We start from the raw sequence: 12,549 nt of genomic DNA on the forward strand, positions 1-12,549 counted from the left end.
TGAGGTGTTATTATTTTCTATACATTTAGCACAAAAAAGCCTCACAAAGTGAGGCTTTTCGATAAACGGCTTAAAAAAGAGGTTTAAGCGTTTTCTAACATAGACAGTGCGACCGCTTCAGCCGCTTTAATACCATCAATACCCGCTGATAAAATACCGCCCGCGTAGCCTGCGCCTTCACCTGCAGGGTAAAGCCCTTTGGTGTTAATACTTTGGAATGTTTTATCACGCTTAATACTAATAGGCGACGAAGTACGTGTTTCAACGCCGGTTAGTAAACCGTCGTTAGTTGAAAAGCCACGAATTTGTTTATTAAACGCTGGTATCGCTTCGCGAAGGGCATCAATAGCAAATTGTGGTAGCACTTTACTCAAGTCAGTTAACTTAATACCGGGTGTGTAAGAGGGTTGTACTTCACCTAAGTTTTCTGATGATTTACCTTTCAAAAAGTCGCCAATTAACTGGGCTGGTGCATCGTAGTTGCTACCACCAAGCTCATACGCTTGCTCTTCAAGTTTACGTTGTAAGTCTATTCCAGCAAGTGGATTACCTGGGAAATCTTGCTCCGGTGATATGCCTACCACAATAGCGCTGTTAGCGTTGCGCTCACTTCGTGAATATTGGCTCATACCGTTGGTAACAACGCGGCCCTTTTCAGAGGTTGCAGCGACTACTGTGCCACCTGGGCACATACAAAAGCTGTAAACTGTGCGGCCATTGTCGCAATGATGAACAAGTTTATAATCGGCAGAGCCTAAAATTGGGTTTCCTGCATTTGTACCAAAACGACATTCATCGATCATTGATTGTTTATGTTCGATTCTAAAACCGACTGAGAATGGCTTTGCTTCAACATAAATCCCTTTTTTGTGGATCATATCAAACGTGTCACGTGCGCTGTGACCAACGGCTAATACAACATGGCGAGTGTTTAGTTGCTCGCCATTTGAAAGCGTTAAACCTGTTACTTGCCCGTCGTCTAAATGAATATCGTCAACACGTGTGCTAAAGCGAATTTCGCCGCCTAGTTCTATTATACGAGCGCGCATTTTTTCAATCATGGTGACAAGTTTAAACGTACCAATGTGTGGCTTACTTACGTATAAAATTTCATCGGGTGCGCCTGCTTCTACAAATTCAGTAATGACTTTACGACCGTAATGTTTTGGATCCTTTACTTGGCTGTATAACTTACCGTCTGAGAATGTACCTGCGCCACCTTCACCAAATTGTACATTTGATTCGGTATTAAGTGTGCGTTTACGCCAAAAGCCAAACGTGTCTTTTGTACGTTCACGTACCTCTTTACCGCGCTCTAATATAATGGGATTAAAGCCCATTTGAGCAAGTAATAAGCCTGCAAATAAACCACAAGGGCCAAAACCAATCACAACAGGGCGCTCTGTTATATTTTCGCTGGCTTGGGCTACAAATTTATAGTTTGTGTCTGGCGCTACTTTTACATGTTGGTCTTTTTCAAATGCCGCGAGTAGCTCGGCTTCGTTATCAACTTCTATATCGAGTGTATAAATCAGTAAAATAGCTGATTTTTTACGTGCATCATAACCACGCTTAAACACATTAAAACTGTGCAATTGTTCTGGTTGGATTTTTAGTTTATTTACAATTGCTTGACCAATTGCATCTTCGTCATGATCAAGTGGCAGCTTTATTTCGGTTAAACGTATCATTTATATCTCTTTTAGGTGTCATAGCGGGGTATTATTACCGCTCACAATAAGGGGATGCAGGGCACAACGGGTGTGCAAACATAAGGCGCGTATTTTACGTTAAAATAGGGTGATATGGCACTTATTTATTGTATTTTTGGAGTGGATGGGTATGATCCACAACTGTTGTTTAAAATCTTAGGTATTAAAATAGTATGGCGTTTGTAGTCACCGAAAATTGTATAAAATGTAAGTACACCGATTGCGTATCAGTGTGCCCAGCAGATGCATTTTTTGAAGGCCCTAATTTTTTAGCAATTAGCCCGATTGATTGTATCGATTGTGGTTTATGTGTCCCTGAGTGTTCAGCTGATGCTATATACCAAGAAGATGAATTACCAGAATCTCAAAAAGAGTTTACTGAATTGAATGCTGAACTTGCACTGGTCTGGCCGCGCATTACAGAGGTTAAACCTGCACCAGAGGACGCTGATGTATGGAATGGCATAGACGATAAACTTAAACTACTCGAAACATAATACGTAACAATTAGTTACTCCTTTATCATTAAATAGTTAATTTTTTATTTCAAAGTATTAACAAATGTACCTGGATAAATTACAATCCCCAGCTTAAGTTACTCCCTATGAGTAATTACAGTCTAAATGGATGTTTATGCAGTACTTTATAATTATAATAAAAAAGTTTACCTTCCTATTTTTAAGTTTCGTTTTATTACTCTCAAGCCTTGATGTAGCGGCTAGTAAACAGCAAGTATCCTTATCTCGTATTGATTCAAATATCACTATTGATGGTGTTATGGATGAAGTGCACTGGCAAAATGCGACACGTATACCTCTACTCTACCAAGATGAGCCTAACGAAAAAGGCACACCTCCTGTAAAAACTGATGCCTTTATTTACGAAGATGGCACAAACTTATATGTTGCCTTCATTGCAGAGGATCCAAACCCTGAACAAATTCGTGCATCACTTCGTGATCGCGATACGCTATGGGAAGACGACGTAGTCATTCTTGTTATTGATACATTTAATGATGAACGCAGTGGTTATGAATTTCATGTAAATCCCCTTGGTGCACAAGGCGATATACGAATGACCGACACCGATGGATGGAGCTCAGATACCTCATGGAATGCTATTTGGGATAGCGCAGGACAAATTAACGACAAAGGTTATGTTGTTGAAATGCGTATTCCTTTTAAAGCACTGCGTTTTCCTGAAAATAAAAATGAGCTAACGTGGGGTTTTTCTGTAATGAGAAACTACCAACGAGATGTGCTATATCAGCTATCAAATATGGGATTTGATAGAAATATAAAATGTAGCCTTTGTCAGTTTGATAAGTTAGTGGGTTTTAGCGATATTGAATCGAGTAAAAATATTCAATTAACACCGACATTGACAGCACTTCGTAACGATAATAAATCTGAATTACCGGGTAACTGGGATAATGGCGATATAGATACCGAAGTGGGCTTAGATTTGCGCTGGGGTTTAACCAAGGACGCTGTTTTAAATGCGACTATCAACCCAGATTTTTCGCAAGTAGAAACAGACTCTTTAGAGCTCGATGTAAATACAACCTTTTCTATTTATTATGCTGAAAAACGTCCTTTCTTTTTAGATGGAGCTTCTTACTTTAAAAGCAGCTTATTTGAGCTTTTATATACACGTACAATTGCAGAGCCTACTTTAGGTGCAAAATTAACGGGTAAAACGGGTGATCATAGTTATGCGTTAATGCTCGCTGATGACGACAATAGTAATATTTTACTGCCAACGAATCAGGGCTCTGGCTTTGCAAGCTTAAACGAAAAAACGAATGCTGCCGCAGGGCGTTATCAATATGACCTAGGTCAGCAGGGTACTATTGGCCTTTCAAGCACGCACAGAGAAAGTGATGACTATCACAACACTGTATTATCAGTGGATGGTAGCTACTGGTTTAATCAATCGGATACTCTTTTGTATCAAGTATCATCTGCTGATACACGTAACTCTGAATTTTTAATTCAAAATTATAACTTATCTGAAACTCAGTCAGATGAAGCATATGCCCTGGAACTTACCCGCGATAAACGTGATTACAAATTATTTGCATCTTATGAAAATATTGGGCAGGACTACCGAACTGATTTAGGTTATCAAGCTAAAGTCGATTATGAAAAAGTAGGCTTTGGTGGCGGACAAACATGGTACAGAGATGAATCTGATTTACTTACCTCATGGTCATACGAAGCTGACTGGGATAAAACGTGGGCGCAAAACGGCGACTTACTTGAAGAAGAATACGAAGGCTTTTTAAGCTTTAAAGGCCAAAAGCAATCTATTTTTGAAATTGGTTTAGTGCACCGCTATGAAAACTATAACGACAATTTTTATAATCAAAATATTGGTTTTATTTATACGGGCTTTAAACCCACTAAAGATTTAAAGCTTTCGTTATATATTGAATACGCTAGCCGCATTGATTATGCAAATGAGCAATTAGGCGACGCGTTTGACACTCAAACCCAAGTGGTGTGGGACATTAACGACCATTGGCAGCTCGATATAAAACATAACTACAGTCAATTAGATAACCCGCAAGGGGATCGCGTATTTACTGCTAACTTGGTCGACTTTAGACTTCATTATAAATTTAGTATGCGTTCAATTCTTAAATTAATTTTACAATTTGAAGATATTGATAGAGACGAAAACGCCTACTTTTATCAAGTTAGTCAAATCAATAAAGACTACGGCAGCCAGCTTGTTTACTCATATAAAATTAATGCGCAAACACTGTTTTATTTGGGTTACTCAGATAGAGGTTACCAAGACGATTCTCTTAAAAATATTGAGCGAGATCAGCGTACATTTTTTACAAAAGTTAGCTATGCATGGCAGCTTTAAATATTAAAAATAAAAAAGGAATAAATATGAATACGTTAAAAATAACAGTTGCAGCAGCAATGGTTGCCACCTTGGCCGGTTGTGCTGCAAAGCAAGACATTACTCGATTTGAAACAAACATACCTAAAACAGTATGTATTGCTGAACATGAGGCTGTTAAAGCTGGTGTTATAGATGCAATGAAAAAAGGTTTTGCAAAGCATGATGTTGAAACTCGGGTAATTCCAGCCAATTATGTATTGAAACACCAAGACTACCAGACCGAATTACCAGGTGCGGATACGACAGGATGTAATGCAGTGGCTTACTACGTAGCAAATTGGCGTTGGGATATAGCGCTCTATATGGCATACGCAAATATTTGGATTAAAGACGTTGAAACGAATGAAAAAATAGCACAAGCATCTTATCGCACCGGTGGTGGATTGGATAAGTTTATAGACGCTGAAGAAAAAATTATAGAGCTTATTGACGGTATGTATTAAATTTTAAACAATTAGAACCTTTTTGTTTATTTTTGTTAATCCCACCTATACTATATATCAAATATAATTAGTTAATCCGTTATTGTTACAATTTTTTGTTATTCTAATGGCTTAGGATTATATCAATGCTTGCGTAGTACTAAATGCAAGCGATATAATCCGTTTTTGGTAATAGGTTTGATAGGAGAAGCAAAGTAGATGGATTTTTTTTATGAGTAAACTTAAGCCGCTCGGTTTTATTTTCCTAATCATAATTCTATTTTGTTTTTGCATAAACATAGAGTTAACGAATCAGATTAATCGTATAAATTTATTTAGTACCAGTATTGATATACGAAATTTCGAAATAACGAATACCACTCTTGATATGGCTCCTTGGTATAATCCGATCTTAAATGGCCACTATATAATTGAGCAGCCCACAGCTGATTTTTTGCTTATTAAAACCACTGACACCCAGTTTGTAGCTGCTGATTCAAGTAAGTTAATTATAATGACACTTGCATCACCTATTAATTTTTTACTTTTATGTATCTTAATATTTGGTTCTGGCCTGTACTTACGCAGAGAGCGTAGAAAGCGTCATTATAAAAATCAAATAGCGGAGCTTAATCTTCAAGCCAATAGCTTACTCACTGCATTTAATTTGCAAGTAAAACCGGCAGAGAACCCTTTGGGTGTAAGCAGCTTAAGCCAATCAATAAATAGTTTAAATACGCATGTGGCTAATTATGTAAAACAAACTCAAACCAGTATATGCCAAGATAAACTGACGTTATTAATTGACCGTCATGCATATATTGAACATATCGACAGACAAATTAATCATGCTAATCAAGAAGATCTCAAGTGTGCGCTCCTGTTTATAGACCTTGATGGTTTTAAACAAGTAAACGACTCGTTTGGTCACAGTTTTGGTGATGAAATATTAGTTCAAGTTGCTAGCCGACTTGCGAATGTATTACGCCACCATAAATTAAGTAACATAAATAGTGCTAACCAATTAGAGCAAAACTTATCAAGGTTAGGAGGGGATGAGTTCTCCATTTTTATAGAATTACTTGATGATAGCGACAGAGTCGTTGAAATTGCTAAGCATGTGCTAAGTGAGCTTGAAAAAGACTTTGTGCTTGGCAATAAAATAGTAAAAATTAGTGCCAGTATTGGTATTGCGGCTTACCCAGAAAGTGCATCAACGCCTCAAGCGCTTTTACAATTAGCCGATGTAGCTATGTATAGAGCTAAAAGTGATGGTAAGGGAATATTTAAAGTTTACTCGCCAGAAATGGGTAACAAAATGCGCCGTTACCATTATTTACTTGAAGAGCTGCGTTTAGCGGTTGCGTGTAAAGATTTTTACTTATCTTTTCAGCCAATTGTGCATGTTGAAGATTGTATGATTGATTATTTCGAAGCACTTACCCGATGGGACCACCCAGTTGAGGGCATGATCCCCCCTTCAGAATTTATTCCAATAGCAGAGGAGTCTAATTTAATATTAGAACTTGGCGATTGGATTATGCTTGAATCATGTAGGCAAATGGCTGCATGGCACAATGCAGGTATGCGTAAAGTAAAAATATCAGTAAATGTTTCGGGCATTCAATTAAAGCACCGTGACATTTATGATTGGATAATGAAGAAGCTCAAAAAAACCGGTTTACCCGCTACGTCTTTAATGCTTGAAATTACAGAATCAACATTCATTAAAGCCAGTCCTAAAATAATTAAAGAGCTGAGCAGGCTAAGAGAAGAGGGCATTACTATTGCTATTGATGACTTTGGTACAGGTTTTAGCTCGTTGAGCACATTAGCAGATTTACCAATTGATGTTATTAAAATTGATCGCTCGTTTATAGCTCAAGCTAATAAAAGCCAAAAATATAATGATATATTAAATACAATTAGTGAGCTTGGACAAAAACTTGGCCTTAAAATTGTAGCTGAAGGCGTTGAAGAAATAGGGCAGTTTGAACTTGTTAAAAAAATGGGTGTGAGTTCTGTTCAGGGTTATTTAGTAAGCCGACCTGAGTCATCAGCTAATGTAGGTAATAAAGTATTACGCAATAACACCAGTAACCTTTCAGCATCGGGTACAAGTGCTTGGGATATTGTTAGTTAGTTAGTTAGTTAGTTAGTTAGTTAGTTAGTTAGTTAGTTAGTTAGTTAGTTAGTTAGTTAGTTTACAAATAAAAATGCCACTCTAAGTAGAGTGGCATTTTTTGTTTAATCAGTAATTATTGTATTAAAGATCAAATGTGCGTGAAACAGCAAGTACGATACGCTCATCAGCATAATCGTAATCTAAGCTTGTGTTTTCAGCGGCCACTTCAATACCAAACCCTTCATAACTAGTTTGATATGCTAAACGGTAATGGTTGTATGATTTTTTCTCGTTTACGTCCCACGCCCATTTTTGTCCATCAAGCGAGTTTGAAATATCAAAGCTTGCACGTAGTGCATGATTTGGAGCCAGCTCATAGGTGTGTGCAATCATTGAGATTACATGGCCTCCACCTTGACCAAAGTAATCCCAGCTGTACCAAAAATTAAGCTCAGTTTGGCCGTACTCACTTGCGAAACCAAATTTAGTGTAAGCCTCAGCGTAGTTGCCATCGCTGTTATTACCTTGATAAGTGTAATACGCAATACCGTAGTCAACGCTAAATTGCTCATCAAGTTGTACATACTTACCTACATAGGCATCAAGCTCAAAATCAGTGTCGTCACCAAAATCTACATTTGAAGCCCATACACCTGCGTAAACACCACTATCAAAGGCGTAGTCTAAGCTACCTTGAATTGCAGGGTCGCTATCAGTTTGGCTCACACCATTAAAAGTGTAGTCAGACGCTGCCGTGATTGTTGTTGACCAATCAGCTGCTGCAGTCGTTGATAAAAGTGCAAATGGTAGTGCTACTACAAGTTGTTTTAGTTTGTTATTCATTATTAATCCCTAGTGTACTGTGTCTATTTTTGTGTAATCAATTGCGTTTGCTTTTGGTGAGCTATCTATATTCGTTACTGTTTTAAATTTACTGTAACCAATGAAGCCAGCACAGATAAAGAACAAGCCAATAACTAATGCGCCTACCCATTGAATTTGTAAAAATTCTAATTTAAACAATAGTGTAAGTAGTGATAGGGCAACAATATTTCCGATTATGTATTTCATTTTGCCAAAACGCTTTACGGTAAAGTTTAGGTTATCTGTATATAAACGCACTAACGAATCGAGAGAGTTAATTACAAATATGATACCTACAAATACCATGGCAAAGTTTTTAATACCTTGAGTAGGGATGCCCGCCTCATGGTAGTGATAAAGTACGCTAAACCAAATCGCAATCGGAATAGAAGGGAAAATCAACATCGCACCCAATACTTGGTATGTTTTAAGTCCACCAACAAAGCGTGATGTAAATTGACCAATCATTATGCTCCACGCAAACCACCAGAATAAGTAAAACTCATGGTAATCATTAAGCGGTAAAACAAATTCATTAATGTTGGCAAAGTAAGTACCAATAGAGCCTAAGTTATTCGTAAATGCTGACATTTGACTATCACCAATTACAAATGCGCCAGCCCACATAAAGGCGATTAAAGCTAAAAATAACCACGTAGTAGAAATACTTAAAATACGCACATATTTAATATCAGTACTTGAGTAAACCGCAAAACAGATAGCCGCAAACACAATTAAATAAAACTCAGAAACTATGCTTGTTCCATCACCTAATTCGGGTAAATACCACGGTAGGTTTGTAAGCAGTAAATAAGCGGTAAATGCACATGTACCAATAATTACAACATTATTGATAAATTTAACCCAAGGAATTTCGAAAAATTTCACTTTAGGTTCTATTACACAGAAATAAAAGCACGTAAGAAAGTAAAATCCCCAGATCAAAAATCCCCAATAGCCAAACTCAATAGCTAGTGGATTTGCAAACGCGTATTCTGGGCTTGCTTTTATGTCTGCATAACCTGCAAACTCAGTTAAAGGAAACATGATAAGGCCAACATCTAGGCCAGAAGTAAATAGTATTGCTATAAACGTAAAGGTTCGAACTGGTGTTACACCTACTACGCGAACATTACCCCATTTAATTAAAATAGTGATAATGGCAAGTAAGGTAAAAATGATCCCTGCATTAAGCCAAATAGTCATTGTTACCCTCCAGTAATGAATAAAAATAATTCATAAGCACTCCGTATTTTATTGTTTTATTCTCGCATTAACACAACGTAACCTATTTACATCGTGTGCCACTGCAAGGCACGCATTGGTTTAGCCCGACGAGACTAAACCTAAGCATGTGGCTAAAGTTAGATCTCCGAACTACGTTGTGTGTCTTGCCAGTTTGTTGTTATGGCAACATTCACATCCGATTTCTGTAATGGGTCTTTACCTAAAATTATGTCAGCTGCTTTTTCGGCAACCATAATAGTAGGCGCATTCAAGTTTCCGTTAGGAACAGTTGGGAATATAGATGAGTCAACAACACGTAGTCCTTCAATACCATGTACTTGCGTATTTGAGTTAACAACGGCCATATCATCTTCACCCATTTTGCATGAGCAAGAAGGGTGGTAGGCACTTTCTACGGCTTGGCGTACAAAGGCATCTATTTCTTCATCTGTTTGAATATGTTTACCGGGTTGAATTTCTTCATCGCGGTATTCATCAAAGACACTTTGTTCGATTATGTCGCGTGTTAAGCGAACGCACGCTCTAAAGCCTTCAATATCGTCTTGATGCTCAAGGTAATTAAATAAAATGGTTGGTGGTTGCTCAGGATTCGCAGAAGCAATAGTGACACTACCGCGACTTTTTGGTTTGTTATGACCAACATGTACCTGAAAACCATGACCTGCAAATGCACTTCTACCATCGTAACGCATAGCCGCTGGTAAAAAGTGATACTGAATATCTGGCCATTCAACACCTGGTTTTGAGCGAATAAACGCACACGATTCAAAATGATTCGTTGCACCTAAACCCGAACGCGTTAATAACCAGCGCGCGCCAATCAACCCTTTTGAAACAATGCCTAGCTTGCCGTTAAGTGTGATAGGTTGCTTACACTTGTATTGAAAGTAAAACTCAAGATGATCTTGTAAGTTTTGACCAACACCAGGTAAATGATGCTGTACTTCAACGCCTGCTTTTTCAAGCGCTTGAGTATCACCAATACCAGAGAGTTGTAAAATATGTGGAGAACCAATTGGCCCTGCACTTAATACAACGTCTTTTGTTGCATGGGCAGTTTTAACGTCGCCATTTACTTTGTATTCAATGCCAGTGGCTTTTTTGCCGTCTAAAATCACGCGTTGTGCTAGTGCACCTGTAATAATTGTTAAATTACTACGCGATTTAACAGGGTCTAAATACTCACGAGACGCAGAGCTGCGCACGCCGTCTTTTACTGTCATGTGCATTGGGCCAAAACCCTCTTGCTGCGACGCGTTGTAATCATCTGTTGAGGCGTAACCGGCTTGTACACCTGCTTTGATAAAGGTGCGGTAAAGTGGGTTTTGCATTTCGTTGCCGTTATTAACGCCAAGCGGGCCTTTGCCACCACGGTAAGTATTTTCACCAAGGTAAAAGCTTTCTGCTTTTTGAAAATACGGTAAACATGATTGGTAATCCCAACCGTTTGCACCGTGTTGCTGCCATTCGTCAAAATCTTTTGCGTGGCCACGTACATACACCATGCCATTAATAGATGACGAGCCGCCTAATACTTTGCCACGAGGGCAATGCATTTCACGGTTATCTAAATGAGGCTCTGGCTGCGTATGAAACTGCCATGCGTATTTGTCACTATTCATAGGAATAGATAACGCAGTTGGCATTTTTATAAAAATACTTTTATCGCTACCGCCAGTTTCAAGTAGTAACACGCGGTTACTTGAATCTTCAGATAAACGGTTTGCTAAAACACAACCCGCCGAACCCGCGCCAACAATAATATAGTCGTAATGATTACTCATAGTAGGGCGCCTTAAAATGGGCTTTCTATGTCGGCCATACCAACATAAATAGACTTAGTTTGCGTGTATTGATCAAGAGTTTGTATACCATTTTCACGGCCAATACCCGATTGCTTATAACCGCCAACTGGCATTTCAGCAGGTGAGTTACCGTATGCATTAATCCAACAAATACCGGCTTGTAACTTATGAATCACGCGGTGCGCACGTTTAATATCGCTAGTAAATACGCCTGCAGCTAAGCCTAGGTGAGTCCCGTTAGCGCGTGCAATAACATCGTCTTCGTCGTCAAAAACAAGCACGCTCATTACAGGGCCAAATATTTCTTCTTTAACGATAGTCATATCGTCATTACAATCAATAAACACAGTCGGTGCTACAAAATAGCCATTAGGTGCAGATTTAGGTGAAAGCGTTGTACCACCGGTTAATAGCGTTGCACCTTCTTCGATGCCTTTATTAACGTAGCTCATTACTAGTTCTTGGTGCTTTTTAGAAATAAGTGCGCCAAAGTTAGTATTTAAATTTTGTGGGTCGCCAGCAATAATGTTTTTCTCAGTGCGCGCTTTAAGCTCATCAATAAACTGCTGATATACATTTTTATGAACGTAAATACGTGTACAGTTAGTACAAATTTCGCCTTGCGTATAAAAGTTACCTAACATAGCCGCGCTAACCGCTTGCTCAATATTGGCATCATCAAATACTAATAATGGAGATTTACCACCGAGTTCCATTGTTACATCTTTTAAAGTGCCCGCAGCGCTTGCTACTACTTTTTTACCTGTGCCTACTTCACCCGTAAACGATACTTTATCAATGTCGCTATGCTGTGTTAGCCACTGACCTACATCGCCAGCACCTTGAACAACATTAAACACACCTGCAGGTACGCCAGCTTCAAAAAACACTTCAGCAAGCTTAATAGCGCCAAGTGGTGTTTCCTCAGATGGTTTAAATATAAATGCATTACCAGCAGCAAGGGCAGGGCCCGACTTCCAACATGCAATTTGTAGTGGGTAGTTCCATGCACCAATACCCGCACAGATACCTAGTGGCTCTTTACGTGTGTAATAAAAGTCATCACCCACCATTTGCTGTTGGCCTACTTGTGCAGGCGCAAGGCCTGCAAAGTATTCAATTACATCAGCGCCGGTTTCAATATCAACACAATTTGCTTCTTGCATTGGTTTACCGGTGTCGAGTACTTCTACAAGTGCTAGCTCATCATTGCGCTCGCGTAAAATAGCCACTGCTTTTAATAAAATGCGGCTGCGTTCAATGGGTGTCATCGCTGACCACTGAGCAAAGCCTTGCTTTGCACTGGCAATGGCTGCGTTTTGAATAAATTCGTCGGCAATCTCTACTGCGTAAATAACCTCGCCCGTAGCTGGGTTTGTTACATCAAATGTTTTGCCGCTCTGGTTTGCAAGAAAATGGCCGTTAATAAAATTTTGATAGACAGGTGTAGTCAC

9 protein-coding genes are annotated in these 12,549 nt (G+C 38.8%); 4 read left to right on the forward strand and 5 right to left on the reverse strand.

Annotated features, from left to right (window positions below; genetic code table 11):
* Positions 1-83: 83 nt before the first annotated feature.
* Complete coding sequence (locus tag I6F66_RS06815; RefSeq protein WP_024593013.1) at positions 84-1,691, reverse strand: NAD(P)/FAD-dependent oxidoreductase; 1,608 nt, start codon at positions 1,689-1,691, stop codon at positions 84-86.
* Positions 1,692-1,885: 194 nt separating this feature from the next.
* On the opposite strand from I6F66_RS06815, the gene fdxA reads away from it, so the two are divergent.
* From fdxA to I6F66_RS06835, 4 genes are all read left to right on the forward strand, one after another.
* Entirely contained in the window at positions 1,886-2,209 is a 324-nt protein-coding gene (fdxA, locus tag I6F66_RS06820) for a ferredoxin FdxA (protein ID WP_002958626.1), read from the forward strand.
* A 136-nt stretch (positions 2,210-2,345) separates the two neighbouring features.
* Positions 2,346-4,589, forward strand: coding sequence for a carbohydrate binding family 9 domain-containing protein (locus I6F66_RS06825; protein ID WP_197208968.1), 2,244 nt, complete (start codon positions 2,346-2,348; stop codon positions 4,587-4,589).
* A 26-nt stretch (positions 4,590-4,615) separates the two neighbouring features.
* Positions 4,616-5,074, forward strand: a complete 459-nt coding sequence (locus I6F66_RS06830; protein WP_197208969.1) for an Sbal_3080 family lipoprotein — start codon at positions 4,616-4,618, stop codon at positions 5,072-5,074.
* 211 nt (positions 5,075-5,285) lie between these two features.
* Positions 5,286-7,196: a bifunctional diguanylate cyclase/phosphodiesterase gene (locus I6F66_RS06835; protein WP_197118924.1), complete on the forward strand. Its 1,911-nt coding sequence runs from the start codon at positions 5,286-5,288 to the stop codon at positions 7,194-7,196.
* Positions 7,197-7,319: 123 nt separating this feature from the next.
* Here the strand turns inward: I6F66_RS06835 and I6F66_RS06840 are convergent, their stop codons facing one another.
* From I6F66_RS06840 to betB, 4 genes are all read right to left on the reverse strand, one after another.
* Complete coding sequence (locus I6F66_RS06840) at positions 7,320-8,021, reverse strand: TorF family putative porin (RefSeq protein WP_165728043.1); 702 nt, start codon at positions 8,019-8,021, stop codon at positions 7,320-7,322.
* 9 nt (positions 8,022-8,030) lie between these two features.
* Positions 8,031-9,248 carry a BCCT family transporter gene (locus I6F66_RS06845; protein WP_197208970.1) on the reverse strand — a complete coding sequence of 406 codons (1,218 nt, stop codon included), beginning with the start codon at positions 9,246-9,248 and terminating at the stop codon, positions 8,031-8,033.
* 158 nt (positions 9,249-9,406) lie between these two features.
* On the reverse strand, positions 9,407-11,074 hold the full coding sequence (betA, locus tag I6F66_RS06850) for a choline dehydrogenase (protein ID WP_197208971.1): 1,668 nt from the start codon (positions 11,072-11,074) through the stop codon (positions 9,407-9,409).
* A gap of 11 nt (positions 11,075-11,085) precedes the next feature.
* Positions 11,086-12,549 carry a betaine-aldehyde dehydrogenase gene (gene betB / locus I6F66_RS06855; RefSeq protein ID WP_165741161.1) on the reverse strand — a complete coding sequence of 488 codons (1,464 nt, stop codon included), beginning with the start codon at positions 12,547-12,549 and terminating at the stop codon, positions 11,086-11,088.

This window comes from Pseudoalteromonas sp. NZS100_1, from assembly GCF_015864285.1.
Lineage (GTDB): Bacteria > Pseudomonadota > Gammaproteobacteria > Enterobacterales > Alteromonadaceae > Pseudoalteromonas > Pseudoalteromonas arctica.